The organism is Mycobacterium sp. ACS4331, assembly GCF_001667265.1.
Lineage (GTDB): Bacteria > Actinomycetota > Actinomycetes > Mycobacteriales > Mycobacteriaceae > Mycobacterium.
Genome location: NZ_LZHW01000043.1, coordinates 13,999 through 38,776, shown reverse-complemented (window position 1 = coordinate 38,776; position 24,778 = coordinate 13,999). Strand labels below are relative to the sequence as shown.

The 24,778-nt window shown below is 69.3% G+C and carries 23 protein-coding genes; 14 read left to right on the top strand and 9 right to left on the bottom strand.

Features of this window, described 5'->3' with window-relative positions; genetic code table 11:
• Positions 1-4: 4 nt before the first annotated feature.
• Positions 5-271, bottom strand: a complete 267-nt coding sequence (locus tag A5727_RS10840) for a helix-turn-helix domain-containing protein (RefSeq protein WP_068248763.1) — start codon at positions 269-271, stop codon at positions 5-7.
• A 94-nt stretch (positions 272-365) separates the two neighbouring features.
• Here A5727_RS10840 and map point away from each other — a divergent pair, with 94 nt between their 5' ends.
• Positions 366-1,178 carry a type I methionyl aminopeptidase gene (gene map / locus A5727_RS10835; protein ID WP_068248812.1) on the top strand — a complete coding sequence of 271 codons (813 nt, stop codon included), beginning with the start codon at positions 366-368 and terminating at the stop codon, positions 1,176-1,178.
• Here map and A5727_RS10830 read toward each other — a convergent pair.
• From A5727_RS10830 to A5727_RS10810, 5 genes are all read right to left on the bottom strand, one after another.
• Entirely contained in the window at positions 1,135-2,304 is a 1,170-nt protein-coding gene (locus A5727_RS10830) for a winged helix DNA-binding domain-containing protein (RefSeq protein ID WP_068248761.1), read from the bottom strand. The two genes, map and A5727_RS10830, sit on opposite strands and share 44 nt — an antisense overlap.
• Positions 2,305-2,307: 3 nt before the next feature.
• The gene (locus tag A5727_RS10825; RefSeq protein WP_068248759.1) at positions 2,308-2,625 is read right to left on the bottom strand and encodes a hypothetical protein; all 318 of its coding nucleotides are present in this window, start codon (positions 2,623-2,625) and stop codon (positions 2,308-2,310) included.
• Positions 2,626-2,661: 36 nt separating this feature from the next.
• The gene (locus A5727_RS10820; protein ID WP_197507639.1) at positions 2,662-4,134 is read right to left on the bottom strand and encodes an alpha/beta hydrolase; all 1,473 of its coding nucleotides are present in this window, start codon (positions 4,132-4,134) and stop codon (positions 2,662-2,664) included.
• Between the two features lie 63 nt (positions 4,135-4,197).
• Entirely contained in the window at positions 4,198-7,485 is a 3,288-nt protein-coding gene (gene lysX / locus A5727_RS10815) for a bifunctional lysylphosphatidylglycerol synthetase/lysine--tRNA ligase LysX (protein ID WP_068248757.1), read from the bottom strand.
• 48 nt (positions 7,486-7,533) lie between these two features.
• On the bottom strand, positions 7,534-7,914 hold the full coding sequence (locus A5727_RS10810) for a DUF1844 domain-containing protein (protein ID WP_068248755.1): 381 nt from the start codon (positions 7,912-7,914) through the stop codon (positions 7,534-7,536).
• Between the two features lie 269 nt (positions 7,915-8,183).
• On the opposite strand from A5727_RS10810, the gene infC reads away from it, so the two are divergent.
• Genes infC through A5727_RS10790 form a run of 4 tightly spaced genes read left to right on the top strand, consistent with a single transcriptional unit; the run spans position 8,184 to position 10,216 of the window.
• Positions 8,184-8,807 (top strand): translation initiation factor IF-3, encoded by a 624-nt coding sequence (gene infC, locus A5727_RS10805; protein WP_197507642.1) that lies wholly within the window; start codon positions 8,184-8,186, stop codon positions 8,805-8,807.
• Positions 8,808-8,813: 6 nt separating this feature from the next.
• Positions 8,814-9,008: a 50S ribosomal protein L35 gene (rpmI, locus tag A5727_RS10800; protein ID WP_068248751.1), complete on the top strand. Its 195-nt coding sequence runs from the start codon at positions 8,814-8,816 to the stop codon at positions 9,006-9,008.
• Positions 9,009-9,062: 54 nt separating this feature from the next.
• Entirely contained in the window at positions 9,063-9,452 is a 390-nt protein-coding gene (gene rplT, locus A5727_RS10795) for a 50S ribosomal protein L20 (RefSeq protein ID WP_068248749.1), read from the top strand.
• Positions 9,449-10,216: a TrmH family RNA methyltransferase gene (locus tag A5727_RS10790; protein ID WP_231992031.1), complete on the top strand. Its 768-nt coding sequence runs from the start codon at positions 9,449-9,451 to the stop codon at positions 10,214-10,216. The genes rplT and A5727_RS10790 overlap by 4 nt, the downstream gene beginning before the upstream one ends.
• A gap of 22 nt (positions 10,217-10,238) precedes the next feature.
• Here A5727_RS10790 and A5727_RS10785 read toward each other — a convergent pair whose 3' ends face one another.
• Positions 10,239-11,492, bottom strand: coding sequence for an acyl-CoA dehydrogenase family protein (locus A5727_RS10785; protein WP_068248745.1), 1,254 nt, complete (start codon positions 11,490-11,492; stop codon positions 10,239-10,241).
• 10 nt (positions 11,493-11,502) lie between these two features.
• Positions 11,503-12,579 carry an oxygenase MpaB family protein gene (locus A5727_RS10780; protein ID WP_068248808.1) on the bottom strand — a complete coding sequence of 359 codons (1,077 nt, stop codon included), beginning with the start codon at positions 12,577-12,579 and terminating at the stop codon, positions 11,503-11,505.
• A gap of 203 nt (positions 12,580-12,782) precedes the next feature.
• Here A5727_RS10780 and A5727_RS10775 point away from each other — a divergent pair, with 203 nt between their 5' ends.
• On the top strand, positions 12,783-13,673 hold the full coding sequence (locus tag A5727_RS10775) for an adenylate/guanylate cyclase domain-containing protein (protein ID WP_068248743.1): 891 nt from the start codon (positions 12,783-12,785) through the stop codon (positions 13,671-13,673).
• A gap of 9 nt (positions 13,674-13,682) precedes the next feature.
• Here the strand turns inward: A5727_RS10775 and A5727_RS10770 are convergent, their stop codons facing one another.
• On the bottom strand, positions 13,683-15,221 hold the full coding sequence (locus A5727_RS10770) for an FMN-binding glutamate synthase family protein (protein WP_068248741.1): 1,539 nt from the start codon (positions 15,219-15,221) through the stop codon (positions 13,683-13,685).
• A gap of 131 nt (positions 15,222-15,352) precedes the next feature.
• Between A5727_RS10770 and pheS the strand changes: the two genes are divergently transcribed.
• The 8 genes from pheS to A5727_RS10730 all read left to right on the top strand — a co-directional run bounded on the left by pheS (position 15,353) and on the right by A5727_RS10730 (position 24,778).
• Complete coding sequence (pheS, locus tag A5727_RS10765; RefSeq protein ID WP_068248739.1) at positions 15,353-16,393, top strand: phenylalanine--tRNA ligase subunit alpha; 1,041 nt, start codon at positions 15,353-15,355, stop codon at positions 16,391-16,393.
• Complete coding sequence (gene pheT, locus A5727_RS10760) at positions 16,393-18,891, top strand: phenylalanine--tRNA ligase subunit beta (RefSeq protein ID WP_068248737.1); 2,499 nt, start codon at positions 16,393-16,395, stop codon at positions 18,889-18,891. Before pheS ends, pheT begins: the two co-directional genes overlap by 1 nt.
• 114 nt (positions 18,892-19,005) lie before the next feature.
• Positions 19,006-20,040, top strand: a complete 1,035-nt coding sequence (argC, locus tag A5727_RS10755; RefSeq protein WP_068248735.1) for an N-acetyl-gamma-glutamyl-phosphate reductase — start codon at positions 19,006-19,008, stop codon at positions 20,038-20,040.
• Positions 20,041-20,045: 5 nt separating this feature from the next.
• Positions 20,046-21,263, top strand: a complete 1,218-nt coding sequence (argJ, locus tag A5727_RS10750; protein ID WP_502687673.1) for a bifunctional glutamate N-acetyltransferase/amino-acid acetyltransferase ArgJ — start codon at positions 20,046-20,048, stop codon at positions 21,261-21,263.
• A complete protein-coding gene (argB, locus tag A5727_RS10745; protein WP_068248731.1) occupies positions 21,260-22,144 on the top strand; it encodes an acetylglutamate kinase in 885 nt (294 codons plus the stop codon). The genes argJ and argB overlap by 4 nt, the downstream gene beginning before the upstream one ends.
• Positions 22,141-23,331: an acetylornithine transaminase gene (locus tag A5727_RS10740; protein ID WP_068248729.1), complete on the top strand. Its 1,191-nt coding sequence runs from the start codon at positions 22,141-22,143 to the stop codon at positions 23,329-23,331. Before argB ends, A5727_RS10740 begins: the two co-directional genes overlap by 4 nt.
• Positions 23,328-24,278, top strand: coding sequence for an ornithine carbamoyltransferase (argF, locus tag A5727_RS10735; protein ID WP_068248726.1), 951 nt, complete (start codon positions 23,328-23,330; stop codon positions 24,276-24,278). The genes A5727_RS10740 and argF overlap by 4 nt, the downstream gene beginning before the upstream one ends.
• The gene (locus A5727_RS10730; RefSeq protein ID WP_068248724.1) at positions 24,275-24,778 is read left to right on the top strand and encodes an arginine repressor; all 504 of its coding nucleotides are present in this window, start codon (positions 24,275-24,277) and stop codon (positions 24,776-24,778) included. Before argF ends, A5727_RS10730 begins: the two co-directional genes overlap by 4 nt.

Genomic DNA, 24,778 nt, shown 5'->3' with positions numbered 1-24,778 from the left:
GGCCTCAGCCGGTCTGCTGAAGGTCCTCGTGCTCGAGGCAGATCTCGGCGAGTTCGTCGAGGGACAGGCTCAGCACGCGCGCCAGGGCCGCGACCGCCGTGAACGACGGGGTAGCCAACCGGCCCGTCTCGATCTTGCGCAGCGTCTCCGGGGAGATGCCGGCCGCCTCGGCCACGTCGGCGAGCGTGCGCCCGCCCCGCGCATCGCGCAACTGCTTGCCGATGCGCTTACCGGCGGCGAGCTGTTCTGCGGTCAGGGGGAGACGCACCATGGGGTCAGCCTATCCGACCCGGTATGAAAATACCGACGCCTTCGGTTAGGCTGGTATTTTCATACCGCTCTTGACCGCAGAGGAGGCCACCCCGGTGGTGGAACTGAAGACACCCCGCGAGATCGCGGCGATGGACGTCACCGGAAGCTTCATCGCTGAACTGCTGGACGATCTCGCGCAGCGCGCCCGTCCCGGCGTCAACCTGCTCGACCTCGAGCATCGGGCCAGGGACCTGATCGCAGCGCGCGGCGCAGAATCCTGCTACTGGGACTACGCGCCGTCCTTCGGGCGCGGGCCGTTCCGCAACGTCATCTGTCTGTCGGTCAACGATGCGGTGCTGCACGGACTTCCGCATGACTACGTCCTGCTCGACGGGGACCTGCTGAGCATGGACATCGCGGTGTCCATCGACGGCTGGGTGGCAGACAGCGCCCGCAGCATCATCGTCGGCACCCCGCGGCCCCAGGATCAGCGCCTGATCAAGGCCACCGAGGAGGCCCTGGCCGCAGGCATCTCGGCGGCACTGCCGGGAAATCGGCTGGGCGACATCTCCGCCGCGATCGGTGCCGTTGCCGCCGACTACGGCTACCGGGTCAACACCGACTTCGGCGGTCATGGGCTCGGGCGCACCATGCACGAGGATCCGCACGTCCCGAACGCCGGGCGCGCGGGGCGGGGGCTGCGACTGCAGCCGGGCCTGACGCTGGCGCTGGAACCGTGGTTCGCCGCGGGCACCGACAGAATCGTCTACGACCCCGACGGGTGGACCATCCGCTCGGCGGACGGATCCCGCACCGCCCACAGCGAACACACCATCGCGATCACCGACGGTGCACCGCTGGTGCTCTCCCGCCGAGAGCGGGTCACCGGGCAGACGTCGACAGCGGCGACGGGAACCGCGGGCTGATCCGAGTGCCGTCCAGCCAGGCGGTCAGCTCATCGGCCTTGCGGGACAACGCGTCACGGCCCTCCCGTCCGACGTCCTCGACCAGCGTCACCTCGACGCGTGCGTCCTTGTCCTGATGCCAGCCGCCAACGATGCGGCCGTTCCACCACGCAGTCGGTCCGGCGTTGCCGTTGCGGTCGAACACGTGCGGCTTGTGTTCTCCCAGGTACCAATCCCGCTGCGCCCAGCCCATGGCCGTCACATCCAGCCCGGGAAGCAGCGCGGCCCACGGCTGTGGCATGGGATCGTCCTCGAGGTCGCCGGGCAGCACATATCCGGGGGCGCCGTGCAGGTCGACCTCGACGGCCTCGAGCGCGGCGAGGGCCTGGCGGGTGGCCGTCAGCGTTGTGCCGAACCACCACTTGACGTCTGCTTCGGTGGCGGGACCGAACGCGTGCAGCCAGCGCCGCACCAGGTCATTGCGCGCCGCGTCGTGATCGGCCGGTTCGGCGGCCCGACCCAGCCAGGCGTCGGACGTGACCCATCGGGGACGGGAGTTGGTCCAGGTGCTGTCATTCGGGCCCCGCATCAGCTCGCCGTTCGCGGACAGGAACGTGAGAATCCTTGGCGCCAGATGTGTTTGACCACCCCACCGCTTACCGGGTGCGGGGTCATAGGTGCCGGCCAACTCCGGCAGCGCGGCACGCAACTCGGTGCTGCTCGCCTGCCCGTGCACGCCGAGGTGCCGGTGCACGGCCAGCCTCGCGGTCTCCAGCCAGGCCGCGCCGTCGTCGGCGACGCCGGCCTTCTCGACGTCGGCGATCAGTCTGCGCCGTTCGTTGTCGGCGACACGGTCGCTGGCCGCCGACTGCACCACGCCCAGCAGGTCGGCGGGCAGCACCCACAGTGTTCGCCGCATCGCGAGGTGTTTGACCACGGACCGCCGATCGCAGAGTTCGGTGTCCAGATGCTCGACGCGGAACTCCGGCACCCGAGCCCACAACGACAGGTAGGGCGTGGCCGGGTCGGTGGCGTGCAGCCCCACCAGTGACCGCGTGAGATCCGTGACTCCGGGCGTGAGGTCACCCGTCAGGAAGTGGCGGTGCGCCAGTCGAGCGCGTCGCTGCTCGGGTGAGAAGGTGCGCACCGCTCAGGAGCGTCCCTCGTCGGAGTCGTTCTCCGTCATCGACTTCCGAATCTGCTCAAGGCGCTCGGCTGCCGCCTTCTGGCGGGCTTCGTACTGCTCCTCGACCCGTCGCGCCTCGGGCGTCTCAGAGGCCAACTCGTGTGCCCCGATGGACGTGCCGTAGCGGGTCTCGATCTTCTCTCGGACCGATTCGAAGGTGGGGACGCCGCGGTCGGTGTAGCCGGGATCCGGCACGGCGGCCGGAGTCGGTGCCGCGGCCGGATCCTCGGCGGTCTGAAAGGTGTCCGGCGCGTCCCGCGGTGTGGGCTCCTCATCGGGCATGGTTCAACAGTAGCGCCGACCAGCCCCCGGCTCCGGTCATCTGCCCCCGGCGGCGAGTGGCTGCTGGTCGGCGACGGTCTCGGTGGCCGGCGGCGCTGATGTGGCGGTGTGTCCGGGCAGCGCGACAGCCGGGACGCCGGGCGTGTCGATCGCGCTGGCGAGCCACGGCAGCGCCGCGGTGAACACCCGGGAGGCGAACGGCCAGTCGTGTTTGCCGGGCTGGGCCACCACCGCGCACGTGATGCCGTTGGCACTGCCCAGCGCACACAGTGATTGGGCGGCCGTGGTCTGATCGCCGGGGTTGCCCGTGGCGTCGCGGCCCCCGAGTCCGACGGCGTCCTCGGCCACGGGAGCGCCCGCGCCGCTGCGGGGTGGCTGCGGGTTGCCCGAGATCGCGAACCACCCGGAGACCGCCTGGTAGCGGCCGTGTCTGGTGATGACGGAGGTGGGGTCGTAGGTGGTCCACGCGGCCGCATCGCCGCCGAAGAGCCGCTGAATGGTCTGCGCTTTGGTGCCGGAGTTCGGCGCGAGGTCACCGGCGATGTCGACGAACGAACTGAACATGTCGGGGTGCATCGTGGCCAGATCCACCGCACAGGTGCCGCCCATGGACCATCCGACGACACCCCAGTTCGCCCGGTCCGCGCTGACGCCGAACCTGGACTCCACAAACGGTGCAACGTCTTTCGTGAGGTGATCGGCGGCGTTGCCGCGTGGTCCGTTGACGCATTCGGTGTCGTTGTTGAACGCCCCTCCGGAGTCGACGAAGACGAACACCGGCGCGTTGCCGCCGTGCGCGGCGGCGAACGAATCGATCGTGGAGATCGCACCGCCCGCGCGCAACCAGTCCGCCGGAGTGTTGAACTCGCCGCCGATCATCATCACGGTCGGAAGCTTCGGCGGCGGTGTGCTCGCGAACCACGCGGGCGGCAGGTACACGAGTTCACCCCGATGCTTGAACCCCGACGCGGTCGAGGGGATGCTCACGGGGACCACGCTGCCCCTCGCCGGCAACGTGTGACGCTGCTGTGACTGCTCGGCGGTCGCCGCGATTGCGGCCTGGTCCGTCTGGTCGGGCAGCGGACCGGCGGTCAACTGATTCCACGCGTTCTGCACGGTGGGGAAGTAGCCCACCCAGAAGTTGAGAGCCAGGGCGGTGCTGAGCAGACACAGCGGCACCGACAGCAACGCCGCCCCGCGGCGCCACCACGGCGCACGGTGCCAGCCCAGCACCAGCAGGACGACGGCCGCCGCGCTCACGGCGATCCACACCCACAGGCGGTGCGGTGCGGGGTCACTGGCCAGCCCATCGGAGGCGATACGCCAGTGCGACCACACCGCGGCACCCACCCCCGCCAGCGCCGCCGCGGGCACGCACAGCACGCGCCATCTGCGGCTGCGCCACCCGATGGCCGCCAGCAGAACCGCCACGGTCAACGCTTGGACGGTGAACGGCACCCAGCCGTGCATCAGGGAGATGTGATGCTGCAACGGTGTCACGACAACCATCGTGGACCCCGATGCTTACCGCCGGCTGTGAAGTGCCTGCAGGCCTTGGCCGCCGACTGTCAGCTAACGCGGTTTGGCCAACGGGAACGGCAGGGTCTCGCGGATGCTGCGACCGGTGATCATCATGACGACGCGGTCCACGCCCATTCCGAGACCACCCGTCGGAGGCATCGCGTACTCCATGGCCTGCAGGAAATCCTCATCGAGTTCCATGGCCTCGGGGTCGCCGTCGGCCGCCAGCAGCGACTGCGCCTGCAGACGTCGACGCTGTTCGACCGGATCGGTCAGTTCGCTGTAGGCCGTGCCCAACTCGACGCCCCAGGCCACGAGATCCCACCGCTCGGCGACCCCGGGACGAGACCGGTGCGGACGCGTCAGCGGCGAGACCGAGGTGGGGAAGTCGGTGTAGAACGTCGGTGCCTCGGTGCGGTCCTCGACGAGGTGCTCATACATCTCGAGCACGACGGCCCCTTCGTCCCAATGGGTCTGGTAGGGGATCTGGGCCCGATCGCAGAGCCGGCGCAAGGTCGCGAGGTCGGTGTCGACGCCGACGGCCTCGCCCAGCGCCTCCGACACCGCGTCGTGCACGGTCTTGACCTGCCACTGGCCCGAGATGTCGACCGGTTCCAGGGTGCCGTCGTCGCGGGGACGCATCACCACGTGCGCGCCGTTGGCGGCCAGCGCGGCGTTCTGGATCAACTCGCGGCAGCCGTCGATCCACACCAGGTAGTCGGCGTGCGCCTGATACGCCTCCAGCAGCGTGAACTCGGGGTTGTGGCTGAAGTCCACCCCCTCGTTGCGGAACGCGCGGCCGAGTTCGAAGACCCTTTCCACACCGCCGACGCACAGCCTCTTGAGATACAGCTCCGGCGCGATGCGCAGGTACAGGTCCAAGTCGTAGGCGTTGATGTGGGTGACGAACGGCCGTGCGTTCGCGCCGCCGTGGATCTGCTGGAGGATGGGCGTCTCGACCTCGAGGAATCCCTTGTCGAACAACGTCTCCCGGATCGCGTGCAACACCTGACTGCGCGCCCTGATCAGGTCGCGGGACTCGGTGTTGATCGCGAGGTCGACGTAGCGTGTCCGCACGCGGGCCTCGGAGTCGGTGAGCCCCTTCCATTTGTCCGGCAGGGGCCGCAGGCATTTTCCGGTCAGCCGCCACCGCCGCACCAGCACCGAGCGGGTGCCCGACCGGCTGGCGCCCATCGTGCCGCTGACCTCCACCAGATCGCCGAGATCGATCGCCGCCGTGAAGGCCGCGGTCCCGGACTCGGAGTCCATCACCGAACTGTCCAGCAGCAGCTGAACGTCGCCGGACCAGTCCCGCAGCGAGGCGAAGAGCACTCCGCCGTAGTCGCGCAGCCGCAGGATCCGTCCCGAGACCGTCACCTCGGCGCCGTCGTCCTCGTCGAGGGCTTCGGCGATCATGTGGCTGGGCGCGGCGCCGACGGGGTAGGCGTCGACCCCCGCAGCCTGCAGTGTTCTGAGTTTGTCCATCCGGACCCGCACCTGCTCGGGCAGGCGCCCCCCGAGCTCCTCGGTCACGGGCTCGGGCGCCGGCGTGGCGGGGTGGACCAGCGACTCCGGCGCCGACGTGTGGTGGCCGGTGTGCTGGCGAGTGCGCTTACCGAACGGCAGCACCAGGAATCCCTCGGCGATCACCGAGGCCACCCCGACGCGGGGGACCAGTCGGGCGTCCTCGTAGCACGCGTAACGCGGCACCCACTCCGGCAGGTACTTCATGTTCGACCGGTAGAGCGTCTCAAGCTGCCACCAGCGTGAGAAGAAGACCAAAAGGCCGCGCCACAGCCGGGCGACCGGCCCCGCGCCCAGTTGGGCGCCCTCCTCGAACGCCGAGCGGAACATCGCGAAGTTCAACGAGATTCGGCTGACGCCGAGATTCTCGCCCTGCAGGCACAGCTCGCTGACCATCAGTTCGATGGTGCCGTTCGGTGACCCGGGGGAGCGGCGCATCAGGTCCAGCGACACCCCATTGGTGCCCCACGGCACCAGCGACAGCATGGCGACCACCTCCCCGCCGACCTCCCCGTCCCCGCGGACGGCCTCGACCAGAAGGCAGTCACCGTCGGCGGGGTCTCCGAGCCGGCCGAGCGCCATCGAGAATCCGCGCTCCGTCTCGGTGTCGCGCCAGGCGTCGGCGCGCGTGATGACCTGACTCATCTCCTCGGCCGACAGCTCCCGGTGCCGACGGATGCGCACCGTGAGCCCGGCGCGACGAGCACGGGTGACGGCCTGCCGCACGGGTTTCATGTCGGGGCCGGAGAGTTTGAAGACATCCGGATGCAGGATGGCCTCGTCGCCCAGCTCCAACGCCGACAGCCCCGCATTGCGGAAGGCCTGTGCCGCAGCGGAACTGGCGCCCATGACACCCGGCGCCCACCCGTAGGTCTGGCACAGCCGAAGCCAGGCCGCGATCGCCTGCGGCCATGCCCGCGGGTCGCCGATCGGGTCGCCACTGGCCAGACAGACTCCGACCTCGACTCGATAGGTGACCGCGGCGCGCCCGTCGGGGGCGAAGACCACCGACTTGTCCCGGCGAGTCGCGAAATATCCCAGCGAGTCGTTCTTGCCGTAGGTGTCGAGCAGCCGACGGATCGCTGTTTCGTCGTCACTGGTCAGGGCGTTGTCGGCGCGCTGGGACTGGAACAGCACGATGGCCGCGGCCATCAGTGCGAGCGCGCCGAACAGGCCGAGCATCGCATTGACGAACACGTGCGGGTGGTGACCGTTGAACAGGTCGGCGTCGACGCCGGCGAAGAAGAACACCCGGTTGGCCGCGTATCCCAACCGCTCACCGCGTTCGAGGCTGCCGGGGAACAGCTCCAGCAGGCCCCAGCCGACGAGGATGCCGATGGCCATCCCGGTGAGCAGCACCGCTGCCGCCTTGAGCAGTGCGCCGCGGCGTACCCGGGCCCAGAACTCATTGCGGGCCAGCAGCAGCAGCACGATCGCGGCGACGTGCACCACGAGGCCGATGACCTCGCCGATCTCAGAGAGGAACGACTCGTCGCCGGTGAGCAGGTCGCCGACGTTCACGACGATGGCCGCCACCATGTACAGCAGCAGAATCCACCAGGCGATCCGCTTGCGGGCGGCCAGTGCCGCGGCCAGCAGGACCAGCACGAAAGCCCACGCGAAGCTCGTGTCCGGGAAGTTGAACAGGTAGTCGTTGACGAACTCTCGCGGGATGCGGATGAGCCACCGCACGGACGACGACACACTGGCGATCAGGGAGAGCGTCGCGATGACGCCCACCGTCCAACCGGCGGCAGCGGGCACCCAGTGGAATCGCGAGGCGGCCTGTGTCACAGGACGCGCGGTGACAGTCATAGGCCGCAACGATATTCGCAGTGGCGGCCTATGGGGCGTCGGACGCGGCTACCAGACCGGGCCGGTGTACTTCTCGCCCGGTCCCTTGCCGGGTTCCTCAGGCGCGGCGCTGGCCTCGCGGAAGGCCAACTGCAGGCTGCGCAGGCCGTCACGGACCGGGCCCGCGTGCGGGCCGAGATACTCCGCCGAGGCCGTCACCAACCCGGCGAGTGCGGTGATCAGGCGGCGCGCCTCGTCGAGATCGCGGTGCGGACTGGCCTCGGGGTCGTCGTGCGAGAGGCCGATCTTCTCGGCGGCGGCGCTCATCAGCATCACCGCCGAGCGGGTGATGACTTCGACCGCGGGAATCTCGGCGAGCTCCCGGACCGGGGCCTGGGACGGATCTGCCTCGCCGGACGCTTCGGGCGCGATTCTGGAATCATCGGTCATGCCTGCTAGACTTCCATGCGCGACCGTCCCGGGTGAAAACCGGGGACACGACAAGTGGAGTCCCACTCCCACCGCTGACCTTACGGGTACAGCGGTCCGGTCACCGACATCGATGATGTCGGTTCTGTCGCGGGCACGCCCCGCAACAGGCAGCGTCTGCTGTGATCGGTCGGCATCTGGGCCCTGCTTCGGCAGGGTTTTTTGCTGATAACGCCTGGTGGCAAGGGGTGGCGGCGGGACTCCTGAAGTGAATGAACCAGGGAGGCCCCATCAGCACTGAGACCCGCGTCAACGAGCGCATTCGTGTACCTGAAGTCCGACTGATCGGACCGGGGGGTGAGCAGGTAGGCATCGTGCGCATCGAAGATGCACTCCGCGTCGCCGCGGATGCCGATCTCGATCTTGTCGAAGTTGCACCCGACGCCAAGCCGCCGGTGTGCAAGATCATGGACTACGGCAAGTTCAAGTATGAGACGGCACAGAAGGCGCGCGAGTCTCGCAAGAACCAGCAGCAGACCGTCGTCAAGGAACAGAAGCTGCGTCCCAAGATCGACCCCCACGATTACGAGACCAAGAAGGGTCACGTCATCCGCTTCCTCGAGGCGGGGTCCAAGGTCAAGGTGACGATCATGTTCCGCGGTCGCGAGCAGTCGCGACCCGAACTGGGCTTCCGACTCCTGCAGCGTCTGGGCGCCGATGTGGCCGAGTACGGCTTCATCGAGACGTCCGCCAAGCAGGACGGCCGCAACATGACGATGGTGCTGGCACCGCACCGCGGCGCGAAGACTCGCGCCAAGGCCGCGCACGACGCCGACGCACCGACCCCGCGCCCAGGCGCGGCAGGCGGAGCGGACACGCAGCCCACCGACACACCAGAGCAACCACAGAACTGAGGACCCATGCCCAAGGCCAAGACCCACAGCGGTGCATCGAAGCGGTTCCGTCGCACCGGAACCGGCAAGATCGTGCGCCAGAAGGCCAACCGCCGGCACCTGCTCGAGCACAAGGCCACCAAGCGCACGCGTCGTCTCGACGGCCGCGCAGTCGTGTCGGCCAACGACACCAAGCGCGTCAACGCGATGCTGAACGGCTGACCGCCGAACAGCCCGACAATCTCGACTTTCTCTGACCGACGATAGGAACACTCCATGGCACGCGTGAAACGGGCAGTCAACGCCCAGAAGAAGCGCCGCACAGTACTGAAGGCATCGAAGGGCTACCGCGGCCAGCGTTCGCGGCTCTACCGCAAGGCCAAAGAGCAGCAGCTGCATTCGTTGACCTACGCCTACCGGGACCGCCGGGCCCGCAAGGGTGAGTTCCGCAAGCTGTGGATCTCGCGTATCAACGCCGCGGCCCGCGCCAACGACATCACCTACAACCGCCTGATCCAGGGCCTCAAGCTCGCTGGTGTCGAGGTGGACCGCAAGAACCTCGCCGAGATCGCGGTCAGCGACGCCGCCGCGTTCACCGCACTGGTCGAGGTGGCCAAGGCCGCCCTGCCGGAGGATGTCAACGCTCCTGCCGGAGAGGCCGCCTGAGCGCGCTCACTGAACGATCGGCCCGCGTGGTCGCGGCAGCCAAGCTGCTGCGGCTCGCGGGCCGTCGTCGTGCCGGGCGCTTCCTGGCCGAGGGACCCAATCTCGTCGAAGCCGCGGTGCGCGCGGGCGTGGTGGTGGAGGTGTTCGCCACCGAGGCCGCAGCCGAGCGGCACGCGGATCTTCTGGTCGGACAACGCGTGCACACGATCACCGAGCGGGCCGCGAAAGCGCTGTCCGACACCGTGACTCCCACGGGCCTGGTCGCGGTGTGCGAGACCCCTGAGCCCGCGTTGTCGACCGTCCTGGCCGACGCCCAACTGGTCGCGGTCGCCGTCGGAATGTCCGAACCCGGCAATGCGGGCACCCTGATCAGGCTCGCGCACGCGATGGGGGCGGCCGGTGTGGTGCTCTCCGGCCACAGCGTGGACCCCTACAACGGCAAGTGCCTGCGGTCCTCGACCGGCAGCATCTTCGCCGTACCCGTCGTGGTCGAACCCGACACCGAGGCCGTCCTCGCCGCGCTCAAGCGCGCGGGGCTGCAGGTGTTGGCCACGACGTTGGACGGTGAGACCGAACTGGGTGACGCCGACCTGAGCGGGCCGACCGCGTGGCTGTTCGGCCCCGAGGCGCACGGCCTGCCCGCCGAGATCGCCGCCGCGGCCGATCACCGGGTCCGCATCGAGATGCCCGGTGACGCCGAAAGCCTCAATGTGGCTGCCGCGGCCGCCATCTGCCTGTATCAGAGCGCCCGCGCCGGGCGCTGAGTCTCCCGGCGCGCGCAGCTCCTCAGTCCGAGAGCAGGCCGCGTGCCACGTGGGTGATCTGCACCTCGTTGCTGCCGGCGTAGATCATCAGCGACTTGGCGTCGCGGGCCAACTGCTCGACGCGGTACTCGGTCATGTAGCCGTTGCCGCCGAACAGCTGCACGGCGTCCATCGCGACGTCGGTCGCGGCCTGGGAGCAGTAGTACTTGATCGCCGACGCCTCGGCCAGGGAGATCGGGACGCCGGTCTGCTGGGACTCGATGACGCGGAACAGCATGTTCCGCACGTTCATCCGAGCCACCTCCATGTTGGCCAGCTTCAGCTGGATCAGCTGGAACTGCGCGATCTCCTTGCCCCACAGCGTGCGGCTCTTGGCGTAGTCCACCGACAGCCGCAGGCACTCCTCGATCACGCCGAGCGCCATGGCGGCCACGCCGATCCGCTCGGTCGAGAAGCTGGAGCGCGCGCTTTCGCGGCCGTCGCCCGCACTGTTGTCCTCGGTCTCACCGAGCAGGCGATCGCGGCCCAGCCGGACGTTGTTGAAGAACAGCTCGCCGGTGCGCGATGAGTGAATCCCCATCTTGCGGAACGGTTTCGACTGCACGAAGCCTTCCATGCCGCGGTCCAGCACGAAGGTCAGCACCTTGCGGTTGCGCTTGTCCGCGGGGGAGTCGCCCGCCCCGTCCTCCTGGAGCTTGGCGTAGACCACCACGACGTCGGCGTCGGGTCCGTTGGTGATGAACGTCTTCTGGCCGTTGAGGATGTAGTCGCCTGAACCGTCGGCGGCACGTGTCACATAGGATTTCATCCCGCCGAAGGCATCCGAACCGGAGTCGGGTTCGGTGATGGCCCACGCGCCGATCTTCTCGTAGGTGACCAGGCCGGGCAGCCATCGCTCCTGCTGGGCCAGGGTGCCGCGACTCTGGATCGTGGGCACGGTCAGGCCCAGGCTCACGCCCATGCCGGTCACCAGGCCCATCGAGACCCGGCACAGTTCGCTGATCACGACGAAGCCCATACCGCCCGAGGAGTTGCCGAACATCCCGCCTCCGCCGCGGGACTTCGATTCGCCCCCGGCGCGGAGCTTGGCCAGCCGCTTGTCCAGCGACTCCTTGGCCATCGCGTCGATCCCGAATGTCGCGAACAGCTTCCGGATCAGGGGATAGGGCTCCATGTCGCCGCTCTCGAGTTCGTCGAGATGCGGGCGGATCTCCTTGTCGATGAACTGGCGGACGGCGTCGCGGACGGCAAGGTCGGTTTCGGACCACTCGATCATGGACAGCAGACTACGCGGCGCGTCCGCGGGCCCTCGCGGGGCGCAGGCCCGCGAGTGAGAACGTGCTGTGCACAAGGGAACCGGCGCGCTCCGCGAGCGCCTTCGGGCTCGGCGGTGCCGGGATCGGCGGTCGGAACGGGGACCGGCGCCGCGGCACGTAGTGCATCGGCAGGCCCCGGCGATCCCGAGGTGGGTCCATGAAGAACGGCGCCTCGACCAGCGGTGCGTCGGCGGGCAGTCGACCCTCCGCGCGGCGGTAGGCGGCCAGCGCGCGGGGGTGCAGGCGGACCTCGTCGGGCACCGCCGTGAACGCCATCGAAACGGCCTTGCCGAACAGCCGAAGCAGTACCTCGTCGCCGGGCGTCCAGCGCATGCCGGCACGCTCACGGACGACGGGGTCGAACACACCCGCGGCGATCCACCGTTGCGCCGCCACCATGGGCCGAAACATCTGCTCCCACACCGGCGTCGGCATGAGCACGAATTTCGGCTTGGGGATCTTCATCTCGAAGATGTCCAGTGTGGCCTGGTTGATCTCCAGCTCCTCGCGGCACTTGCGGTCCCAGTAGTCCTGGAAGTCCTCCCAGGTTTCGGGCACCGGGCGCATGCTCATCCCGTACATCCGGTACCACTGCACGTGCTCGTCGAACAACTGCCGCTTCTCGGCCTCGGTCAGACCACCGCAGAAGTACTCGGCGGTCTTGATGATCAGCATGAAGAATGTCGCATGCGCCCAGTAGAAGGTCTCCGGGTTCAACGCGTGATAGTGCCGGCCCTTCGCGTCGGTGCCTTTGATGGTGTTGTGGAAACCGCGCACCTGTGCGCCGGTCTGCGCCGCTCGGTCCCCGTCGTAGACCACCCCCATGATCGGGTAGACCGACCGGGCGACGCGCTGCAGCGGCTCGCGCTTGAGGATCGAGTGGTCCTCGACGCCCGCCCCCAGTTGGGGATACATGTTCTGGATCGAGCCGATCCACACTCCCAGCATCCCGGTGCGCAGATCTCCGAAGTATTTCCACGTCAGCGAATCGGGTCCCAGTGGGTTCGCCGGGTCGGCATCGTCGACGTGTGACGCAGTGGTGGTCATCGGTCCTCCTGCTCGGTGGCCGGGCAGCTCGAACATAAGTCTGACAACTGTGGTTGTCAAGAAAATCCGCTCTCGCGCGTCGGACCGTTACCCACCGGCGATCCACCTGTCGCGCGCGCGTGACCAGCGGGAATGTGAAATCAATCGGTGCTGCGGGTGCGCTGTCGTTGCCCGGTGCCCGCGGTACCACCTAACCTGACGCGGTGGAGTCCAACCCGCATTCCGACGCCGAGGAATCGGGATCCGCGCCACCCCCGGATGCTGCCGAGGTCGCCCAGCGCAGGGCCGTCAACTGGATTCGCCAGACCAACCGCAATCCCGACCTGGTCGCGTTCGTTCGGCGTGCGCGCCGGATGCTTCCCGGTGACCCCGAGTTCGGCGATCCGCTGTCGGTGGCCGGCGATGGAGCTCCCCGGGCTGCGGCCCGAACCGCCGGCCGCCTGCTGCCAGACCGTGACGCGGCCTCCCGCGAGGTCGGCCTGGCGGGCCTCCAGATGTGGCAGGCGCTCACCGAACGGGTGTCCCGCCGACCCGCCAACTCCGAGGTCACCATCGTCTTCACCGATCTCGTCGGGTTCTCGGCGTGGTCGCTGGAGCAGGGGGATGAGGCGACGCTGCTGCTGCTGCGCCGCGTCGCCGCGACCGTCGAACCGCCGCTGCTCGAACGCGGCGGACACATCGTCAAACGCATGGGCGACGGCATCATGGCGGTGTTCACCCGTCCCGCGGTCGCCGTCGGTGCCGCACTGGCCGCCCGCGATGCGCTCAAAGGCGTTGAGGTGCAGGGCTACACACCGAGAATGCGGGTCGGCATCCACACCGGGAGGCCGCAGCGGATCGGCTCGGACTGGCTCGGTGTCGACGTCAACATCGCGGCCCGGGTGATGGACCGAGCCACCCGCGGCGGTGTGGTCGTCTCGGATGCAACGTTGGCGCTGATCACCGACGACGAACTCAGTGACCTGGGAGTGACGGCCCGGCGAGTCCGGCGCCAGATGTTCGGCCGGCCCGCCAGCGGCGTCCCCGCCGACCTGACGATGTACCGGCTGCGGTCCCGGCGCGACAGCACACCCGACGACGAGTCCGACGACTGACGCCGCGGCCTACCGGAACTCCTCGGCGCTCGCCTCGATCCAGTCCGTGCGCCATGACTCCGGCACCGGGTCCTCGAGCAGTTCGCCCGGCAACAGCCACTCGTAGATTTCGGCGTAGGTGAGGGTGCGCTGGCCTTCGATGCGCCGGTTGAGCATCGACGGGTCGAGTTCGTGGAAGCCGTCGAGGCCCATCGAGGCGACGATCTGCGCAGCGCTGGCGACCGTGGCGCGCTGGAAGTTGGTGACGCGCAGCGTCTTATCGGGGACATGCAGCGCGCGGGCGCGCGCCCTGTCCTGCGTGGCCACACCCGTGGGGCAGTGATTGGTGTTGCACTTGAGCGCTTGGATGCAGCCGACCGCGAACATCATCGCCCGCGCCGACAGCGTGAAGTCGGCACCCTGACAGATTCGGGAGACGATGTCGACGCCGCTGGCGACCTTGCCGGAGGCCCCGATGCGGATCCGGTCCCGCAGACCCACGCCGACCAGGGCGTTGTGCACCAGCATCAGGCCTTCGGTCAGCGGCATCCCGACGAAGTCCTCGAACTCCTGCGGCGCGGCACCGGTGCCGCCCTCGGAGCCGTCGACGATGATGAAGTCCGGCGTGACCCCGGTGGCCAGCATGGCCTTGCAGATCGACAGGAACTCCGTGCGAGCACCGACGCAGAGTTTGAACCCGACGGGCTTTCCGCCCGACAGTCGGCGCAGGGCCGCGATGAAGCCGACGAGTTCCAGCGGCGTGGAGAACGCACTGTGCGCCGGCGGTGACACCACCGTCCGGCCCGGAGGGACACCGCGGGTCGCGGCGATCTCGGCGCTGACCTTGGGGCCGGGCAGTACGCCCCCCAACCCCGGTTTGGCGCCCTGCGAAAGCTTGATCGACACGGCCTTGACCGCGTCGAGCGCGGCCTTCTCGGCGAACGCGGCGGGGTCGAACCCGCCCGCGGCGTCGCGGCAGCCGAAGTAGCCCGAGCCGATCTCCCAGATCAGGTCGCCGCCGGGGGCCAGGTGATACGGGCTGATACCGCCCTCGCCGGTGTCGTGCGCGAACCCACCGCGGGCCGCGCCGCCGTTGAGGGCAAGGATCGCGTTCGAAGACAACGCCCCGAAGCTCATCGCGGAGACGTTGAGCAGCGCGATGTCGTAGGGCTGGGTGCAGTCGGGGCCCCCGAGGCGCACCCGTGGCGCGACGTCGGAGGCGAATCTGGCCCGCAGCGAGTGCCGCAGGAACTCGTGACCCAGCGCGTTGACGTCGCGTTCGGTGCCGAACGGTTCGTCGCTCTTGGTGCCCTTGGCGCGCTCGTAGACCATGTCGCGGATCTCACGGTCGAACGGTCTGCCGTCGGTGCTGGACTCGATGAAGTACTGCTGAATCTCCGGGCGGATGAGCTCCATCAGGAATCTGACATGCCCCAGAATCGGGTAGGCCCGCAGGATCGCGTGCCGGGTCTGCAGCAGATCCCAGGTTCCCAGGCCCGCGAGCAGGGCGACCGGTACGGCCAGCAGCCACCACCCGGCGTTGACGGTGAGACCGAGCAGGCCCAGCATGACCGCTGTCGCCCCGACTGCGGCAACGATCGATGCGCGTACCACGGCGCGAGGGTATCAATGCCGGTCACCTATGATCGGCACTTGCGTCACAGGCGTGCCGCACGACGTTTTCAGGAGGCTCTCACCCCGTGGGTGACGAAGTGGATCTGTCCGGCGAGACGCTGGACCAGGCGGTGGCGGCAGCCGAACAGGCCTTCGCGGCCGCGGCAGACCTTGACGAGTTGGCTCGCGCCAAGACCGAGCACCTCGGTGACCGGGCGCCGCTCGCGTTGGCCCGGCAGGCGCTGGGCAGCCTGCCCAAAACCGAGCGTGCCGACGCCGGCAAACGGGTCAACGTCGCGCGCACCGCGGCGCAGCAGCTGTTCGACGCCCGCCTGGAGGTCCTGCGCGCTGAGCGTGACGCCGCGGTGCTGGTGGCCGAACGCATCGACGTCACGCTGCCCTCGACGCGCACCGCTGTCGGTGCCCGGCACCCCATCACGATCCTGGCCGAGCACGTGGCCGACACGTTCGTCGCGATGGGCTGGGAGCTGGCCGAGGGTCCCGAGGTCGAGACCGAGCAGTTCAACTTCGATGCACTGAATTTCCCGCCGGACCACCCCGCCCGCAGCGAATCGGACACGTTCCACGTCGCCCCCGAGGGGTCGCGGCAGCTTCTGCGCACGCACACCTCACCCGTTCAGGTGCGGGCCCTGCTCGAACGTGAGCTGCCGGTGTACATCATCTCGATCGGGCGCACCTTCCGCACCGACGAACTGGACTCGACCCACACGCCGGTCTTCCACCAGGTGGAGGGCCTGGCCGTGGACCGCGGTCTGACCATGGCGCATTTGAAGGGCACGCTCGACGCGTTCGCACGCTCGGAGTTCGGCCCCGAGGCCAAGACCAGGATCCGTCCGCACTTCTTCCCGTTCACCGAACCGTCGGCGGAGGTCGACGTGTGGTTCGCCGGCAAGAAGGGCGGCGCGGGCTGGGTCGAGTGGGGAGGCTGCGGCATGGTCAACCCCAATGTGCTGCGGGCCGCGGGCATCGACCCGACCGAGTACTCGGGCTTCGCGTTCGGCATGGGCCTGGAGCGCACCCTGCAGTTCCGCAACGGCATTCCGGATATGCGCGACATGGTCGAGGGCGACGTGCGCTTCTCCCTTCCGTTCGGAGTGGGTGCCTGATGAAGCTTCCCTACAGCTGGCTGCGTGAGGTCGTGCGCGCGGGCGCCCCGGACTGGGACGTCGAACCCGCCGACCTCGAACAGGCGCTCATCCGGGTCGGTCACGAGGTCGAGGGTGTCATCACCCTGGGCCCGGTGAGCGGGCCACTGACGATCGGCCGGGTCGTCGACATCGAGGAGCTCACCGAGTTCAAGAAGCCCATCCGGGCCTGCAGGGTCGACGTCGGTGAGGCCGAGCCTCGCGACATCGTCTGCGGTGCAACCAACTTCGTCGTCGGCGATTTGATCGTCGCGGCACTGCCCGGCACCACACTGCCCGGTGACTTCACGATCGCGACGCGAAAGACCTACGGTCGCACGTCCGACGGCATGATCTGCTCGGCCGCCGAGTTGGGCCTGGGCAGTGATCACTCGGGCATCCTGGTGCTGCCCGAGGGCACCGCCGAACCCGGCGCGGACGCCCATGAGGTCCTGGGCCTCGACGACGTGGTGTTCGACCTCGCGATCACTCCCGACCGCGGCTACGGCCTCTCGGTGCGGGGTGTCGCGCGCGAGATCGCCTGCGCCTACGACCTTCCGTTCGTCGACCCGGCCGAGGTCGTGCCGGCGCTGCCCGCCGAGGGTGAGGCCTGGCCGTTGACGGTCGATCCCGCAACCGGAGTCAGCCGGTTCGCGCTGCGTCCGGTCACGGGCATCGACCAGCACGCCGCGTCGCCGTGGTGGCTGCGCCGACGGCTCATGTTGTCCGGCATCCGGCCCATCTCGCCCGCGGTCGACGTGACCAACTACGTGATGCTCGAACTGGGCCACCCCATGCATGCGCACGACCGCAGCCGGATCAACGGCGGTTTCGCCGTGCGGTTCGCGAAGCCGGGGGAGACCGTCGTGACCCTCGACGACATCGAGCGCAAGCTCGATCCGGCCGACGTGCTGATCGTCGACGATGTCAACACCGCCGCGATCGGTGGCGTGATGGGCGCGGGCAGCACCGAGATCAACGACGACTCCACGGACGTGCTTCTCGAGGCCGCGATCTGGGATCCCGCCGCGGTGTCGCGCACGCAGCGCCGTCTGCACCTGGTCAGCGAGGCCGGACGCCGCTATGAGCGGTCGGTCGATCCGGCCATCTCGGTGGCCGCACTGGATCGCTGCGCCGCGCTGCTCGCCGACATCGCCGGCGGCACCGTCGAACCGGTGCTGACGGACTGGCGCGGGGACCCGCCGCGCGAGGACTGGTCGCAGCCGCCGGTGCGGATGCGCTTCGATCTGCCCGATCAGATCGCCGGCGTGCAGTACCACGAGGGTGCGGCGTTCAAGCGGTTGACGCAGATCGGCGCCGACGTCGTCGAGGACGACGCCGACCCGGCCATCCTGATCGTCACGCCGCCGAGCTGGCGGCCCGACCTGGTCCAGACCGCCGACCTCGTCGAGGAGGTGCTGCGGCTCGAGGGTCTCGACGTCATCCCGTCGGTGCTGCCGCAGGCGCCCGCCGGTCGCGGGCTCACCGCGGCGCAGCAGCGCCGCCGCGCTGTCGGCAAGTCGCTGGCGCTGTCGGGGTTCGTCGAGATTCTGCCGACCCCGTTCCTGCCGGCCGGTGTGTTCGACACCTGGGGCCTGCCCGCCGACGACCCGCGGCGTAACACCGCCTCGGTGCTCAACCCGCTGGAGTCCGACCGCCCGCACCTGGCGACCACGCTGCTGCCCGGCCTCCTCGAGGCGCTGGGCCGCAACGTGGCCCGCGGCACGGTCGACGTCGCGCTGTTCGCGATCGCGCAGGTCGTCGAGCCGACGTCGAAGACCCGGGCCGTCGAGTTGATCCCGACCGACCGGCGCCCGACCGACGAGGAGATCGCGGCGCTCGACGCTTCCCTGCCCAAACAGCCCCAGCATGTCGGTGCGGTGCTGACCGGCCTGCGCGAGCCGCGCGGCCCGTGGGGACCGGGACGGCCGGTCGAGGCCGCCGACGCCTTCGAGGCCGTGCGCACCGTGGCCCGCGCCAGCGGGGTGGAGGTCAGCTTCCGGCCCGCACAGCGGCTGCCGTGGCATCCGGGCCGATGCGCGGAGGTGTTCGTCGGCGAGGTCTCGGTGGGTTTTGCGGGTCAGCTGCATCCGGCCGTCATCGAACGTTCGGGCCTGCCCAAGGGCACGTGCGCCATGGAACTCGACCTCGACGCGATCGACCTGCGCGAGGTTCTGCCCGCGCCGCGGGTGTCGCCGTTCCCGGCGGTGTTCCAGGACGTCAGCCTCGTGGTCGACGCGGACGTGCCCGCGGCCGCGGTCATCGACGCGGTTCGAGAGGGCGCCGGTGACCTGCTGGAGGACGTGAGCCTGTTCGACGTCTACACCGGACCGCAGATCGGTGAGGGACGCAAATCACTGACCCTGGCGCTGCGCTTCCGGGCCAGTGATCGCACCCTCACCGAGGATGAGGCCAGCGCGTCGCGCGATGCGGCCGTGGCCCGGGTCGGCGAACTGCTCGGCGCCGAGCAGCGGCGCTGAATCAGCCCTTCCCACCGAGAAGAGTGAAGTTCGGCGGAGGCGCGGGGCGTGAGGCGGCCGCTGCCCCGGAAATGAATTTGCATATTTATGCATACGGGTGAAAAGATTTAGAGCATGGTTTCGGTGGCGCTGGCGGGCGCAAGTGGATACGCGGGCGGCGAGATCCTACGACTGTTGCTGGGGCACCCGGCATACGCCGACGGCCGCCTGCAGATCGGCGCGCTGACGGCCGCCGCCAGTGCGGGCACCACCGTCGGCGAGCACCACCCGCATCTGCTCCCGCTGGCCCAGCGCGTGCTGGACCCCACCGACATCGACACGCTGCGCGGGCACGACGTGGTGTTCCTGGCGCTGCCGCACGGGCACTCCGCCGCGATCGCCGACCAGCTCGGCCCGGAAGTGCTCGTCATCGACTGCGGTGCCGACTTCCGGCTCACCGACGCCGCGGCCTGGGAACGGTTCTACGGTTCCCCGCACGCCGGCAGCTGGCCCTACGGGCTGCCCGAACTGCCGGGCGGGCGTGAAGCGCTCAACGGCACCAAGCGCGTCGCCGTGCCGGGCTGCTATCCCACCTCGGCGCTGCTGGCACTGCTGCCGGCCGTCGGGTCCGGACTGGTCGAGCCCACCGTCACGGTCGTCGCGGTCAGCGGCACGTCCGGCGCGGGCAAGTCGGCCAAGGTCGACCTGCTCGGTTCCGAGATCATCGGTTCGGCGCGGGCCTACAACATCGGCGGTGTGCACCGGCACACCCCGGAGATCGCGCAGGGACTGCGCCGCGTCACCGACCGTGACGTCACGGTGTCGTTCACACCCGTGCTGATCCCCACCTCGCGCGGCATCCTGGCCACCTGCACCGCACCCACCTCCGCGACCGTGTCGCAGCTGCGTGAGGTGTACGAGAAGGCCTACGCCGACGAGCCGTTCATCCATCTGCTGCCCGAGGGGCAACTGCCGCGCACCGGATCTGTGCTGGGGAGCAACGCCGCTCAGATCGCGATCGCCGTCGATGAGGACGCCCGGACGTTCGTCGCGGTGTGCGCCATCGACAACCTGACCAAGGGCACCGGCGGCGCCGCTGTGCAGTCGATGAACCTTGCCCTGGGCTGGCCCGAGACCGAAGGACTGTCGACTGTGGGAGTGGCACCGTGACCGAACTGTCCAGCACATCGGCCGACGAGACCCGGTTGGTGCGGACCCAGGGTGTGACCGCGCCCGCCGGCTTCCGCGCGGCCGGCATCGCCGCCGGGATCAAGAAGTCCGGAGCCCTGGACCTCGCGCTGGTGTTCAACGAGGGCCCCGATCATGGCGCGGCCGGTGTGTTCACCCGTAACCAGGTCAAGGCCGCCCCGGTGCTGTGGAGCCAGCAGGTGCTCACCACCGGACGGCTGCGCGCGGTGATCCTGAACTCCGGCGGCGCCAACGCGTGCACCGGTGCGGGCGGCTTCCAGGACACGCACGCGACCGCCGAGGCACTCGCCGAGGCATTGTCGGACTGGGGCACCGAGACCGGTGCCGTCGAGGTCGCCGTCTGCTCGACCGGCCTGATCGGCGACCGGCTGCCGATGGACAACCTGCGCGCGGGCGTGACCGAGATCGTGCATGAGATGGCCGGTGGCCTCTCCGGCGGTGACGAGGCCGCGCGGGCCATCATGACCACCGACACCACGCCGAAACAGGCTGCGCTGCATCACCGGGACAAGTGGACCGTCGGCGGCATGGCCAAGGGCGCCGGCATGCTCGCACCGTCGCTGGCGACCATGCTGGTGGTGCTGACCACCGACGCGGTCGCCGACGCCGAGGCGCTCGACGCCGCACTGCGCGCGGCCGCTGCCAAGACCTTCGACCGCCTCGACATCGACGGCAGCTGCTCCACGAACGACACGGTGCTGCTGCTGTCCTCGGGCGCCAGCGGGGTCCGGCCCAGCCAGGACGAGCTCGACGCGGCCGTGCGGCAGGTCTGTGAGGACCTGTGCGCGCAGATGCAGGCCGACGCCGAAGGCGTGACCAAACGCGTCCTCATCACCGTCGCGGGAGCGCCCAGCGAGGACGACGCCGTCACCGCGGCCCGGGTGATCGCCCGCGACAGTCTGGTCAAGACCGCGCTGTTCGGCTCCGACCCCAACTGGGGGCGGGTCCTGGCCGCCGTGGGCATGGTGCCGTTCCCGATCGAACACAACCGGATCACGGTGTCGTTCAACGGTTCCCCGGTGTGTGTCGAGGGTGCCGGCGTCCCGGGCGCGCGTGACGTCGACCTGTCCGGACCCGACATCGCGGTGGAGGTCGACCTGGGACTCGGTGAGGCCAGCGCCACGATCCGCACCACCGACCTGTCCCACGCCTACGTCGAAGAGAACTCGGCGTACAGCTCATGAGCGCCTCAACCCAGACCAAGGCTCAGGTGCTGGCGGCGGCACTGCCGTGGCTCAAGCGGTTGCACGGCAGGATCGTCGTGGTCAAGTACGGCGGCAACGCCATGACCGACGACACGTTGAAGGCCGCGTTCGCCGCGGACATGGTCTTCCTGCGCAACTGCGGCATCCACCCCGTCGTCGTGCACGGCGGCGGCCCCCAGATCAGCGCGATGCTCAAGAAGCTCGGCATCGCAGGCGATTTCAAGGGCGGGTTCCGGGTCACCACGCCTGAGGTGCTCGACGTCGCCCGCATGGTGCTGTTCGGTCAGGTCGGCCGCGAACTGGTGAACCTGATCAACGCGCACGGCCCGTACGCGGTCGGCATCACCGGTGAGGACGCGCACCTGCTCACCGCGGTGCGGCGCAGCGTCATGGTCGACGGCGTGTCCACCGACATCGGTCTGGTCGGCGACGTCGACAAGGTCGAGACCGGCGCGGTGCTGGATCTGATTGCCGCGGGCCGTATCCCGGTGATCTCCACCATCGCCCCGGATGCCGACGGCGTGGTGCACAACATCAACGCCGACACCGCCGCCGCGGCCGTGGCCGAGGCATTGGGCGCCGAGAAGCTGCTGATGCTCACCGACGTCGAGGGGCTCTACACCGACTGGCCCAACCGGGACTCACTGGTCACCGAGATCGACGCCGCCGCGCTGACCCAACTGCTGCCGAAACTCGAGACCGGCATGGTGCCCAAGATCGAGGCCTGCCTGCGGGCGGTCACCGGGGGCGTGCCCAGCGCGCACGTGATCGACGGCCGGGTCGAGCACTGCGTGCTCGTGGAACTGTTCACCGACGAGGGAGCGGGCACCAAAGTGGTCGCCGAGGGGGCACTGCCATGACCGAGAACCAGACCCTGCAACAACGCTGGTCGGCCGTGATGATGAACAACTACGGCACCCCGCCCTTGGCGCTGGCCAGCGGCGACGGCGCGGTGGTCACCGACCCCGACGGCAAGAGCTACCTGGATCTGCTCGGCGGGATCGCGGTCAACCTGCTCGGCCACCGGCATCCCGCCGTGATCGAGGCCGTCACGAATCAGCTGAACACACTGGGGCACACGTCCAACCTCTACGCCACGGAACCGGGCATCGCGCTGGCCGAGACGCTGGTCGGACACCTCGGCGGCGAGCAGCAGGCGCGGGTGTTCTTCTGCAACTCGGGCACCGAGGCCAACGAGGTCGCCTTCAAGATCACCCGGTTGACCGGACGCAGGGACATCGTGGCCGCGGAAGGCGGATTCCACGGCCGCACCATGGGCTCGCTGGCCCTGACCGGTCAGCCCAGCAAGCGCGCGCCCTTCGAACCGCTGCCCGGCAACGTCACGCACGTGCCCTACGGCGACGCCGACGCGTTGGCCGCCGCGGTCACCGACACCACCGCCGCGGTGTTCCTCGAGCCGATCATGGGCGAGGGCGGCGTCGTCGTCCCGCCCGCGGGTTACCTCGCGGCGGCTCGGGAGATCACCGCCGAGCACGGTGCCCTGCTGGTGCTCGACGAGGTGCAGACCGGAATCGGGCGCACCGGTGCGTTTTTCGCCCATCAGCACGACGGCATCACCCCGGATGTCATCACCCTGGCCAAGGGCCTGGGCGGCGGCCTGCCGATCGGTGCCTGCATCGGCATCGGTGCGGCGGCCGACCTGATGACCCCCGGCCTGCACGGGAGCACCTTCGGCGGCAACCCGGTGTGCACCGCGGCCGCGCTCGCGGTGCTGCGGACGCTGGCCGCCGACGACCTGATCACCCGGACCGATGTGCTGGGCAAGACCCTGAGCCACGGCATCGAGTCGTTGAATCACCCACTGGTGAGCCATGTTCGGGGGCGCGGCCTGCTGCTCGGCGTGGTGCTGACCGAGGCCAAGGCCAAGGCCGTCGAGACCGCGGCGCGCGACGCCGGCTTCCTGGTCAACGCGGCGGCACCCGACGTCGTGCGACTGGCCCCGCCACTGATCATCAGCGAGAACCAGATCGACCAGTTCGTCGGCGCACTGCCCGGCGTGCTCGACACCGCAGCGGAGGCGTCATGACGGGAACCCTTGTGAAGACCGGTATTCGGCACTTCCTGCGGGACGACGACCTGACGCCGGACGAGCAGGCCGAAGTCCTCGCACTGGCCGCCGACCTCAAGGCCGCGCCCTACAGTCGCCGTCCGCTGGAGGGGCCGCGCGGTGTCGCGGTGATCTTCGAGAAGAACTCCACGCGCACCCGGTTCTCCTTCGAGATGGGCATCGCGCAGTTGGGCGGGCACGCGATCGTCGTCGACGGCCGCAGCACCCAGTTGGGCCGCGAGGAGACCCTCGAGGACACCGGCCAGGTGCTGTCGCGCTACGTCGACGCCATCGTGTGGCGCACCTTCGCGCAGGAACGCCTGACCGCGATGGCCTCCGGATCGACGGTGCCCATCGTCAACGCGCTGTCCGACGAGTTCCACCCGTGCCAGGTGCTGGCCGATCTGCAGACCCTGGCCGAGCGCCGCGGCAGACTCGCGGGCCTGAAGATGACCTACCTCGGCGACGGCGCCAACAACATGGCCCACTCTCTGATGCTCGGTGGAGTCACGGCCGGACTGCACGTCACGATCGCGGCGCCATCCGGTTTCGACCCCGACCCGCAGTTCGTCGCCGCGGCGCAGCAGCGCGCCGCCGAGACCGGGGGATCGGTGACGCTCACCAGCGACGCGCGCGCCGGTGCCGACGGTGCCGACGTCCTGGTCACCGACACTTGGACCTCGATGGGCCAGGAGAACGACGGTCTGGACCGCGTGCGGCCCTTCCGCCCGTTCCAGGTCAACGAGACGCTGCTCTCCTACGCCGACCCGCAGGCCATCGTGCTGCACTGCCTCCCGGCGCACCGCGGCCACGAGATCACCGACGACGTCATCGATGGTCCGCAGAGCGCGGTGTGGGACGAGGCCGAGAACCGACTGCACGCCCAGAAGGCGCTGCTCGTGTGGTTGTTGGAGCACTCACAATGACGGCCGGACCCAAGTCCGCACCCGAGGTGGCCGCCACCCGGGCGGGCCGTCAGTCGCGGATCGTCGCGCTGCTGTCCGCGCAGCCGGTGCGCAGCCAGAGCGAACTGGCCGCGCTGCTGGCCGCCGAGGGGATCGAGGTCACCCAGGCGACGCTGTCGCGCGATCTCGAGGAACTCGGTGCGGTGAAACTCCGTGGAGCCGACGGCGGCAGCGGCGCCTACGTCGTCCCGGAGGACGGCAGCCCCGTGCGTGGCGTGTCCGGGGGCACCGAACGCGTGGTTCGGCTGCTCAACGACCTGCTGGTGTCCACCGACTCCAGCGGCAACCTGGCGGTGCTGCGCACCCCGCCGGGGGCGGCGCACTACCTGGCCAGCGCAATCGATCGTGCGTCGTTGCCGTACGTTGTGGGCACGGTGGCCGGAGACGACACGATCCTGGTGGTCGCGCGCGAGCCCATGACTGGTGCCGAGCTCGCCGACACCTTTGAAAACCTGCAGTAG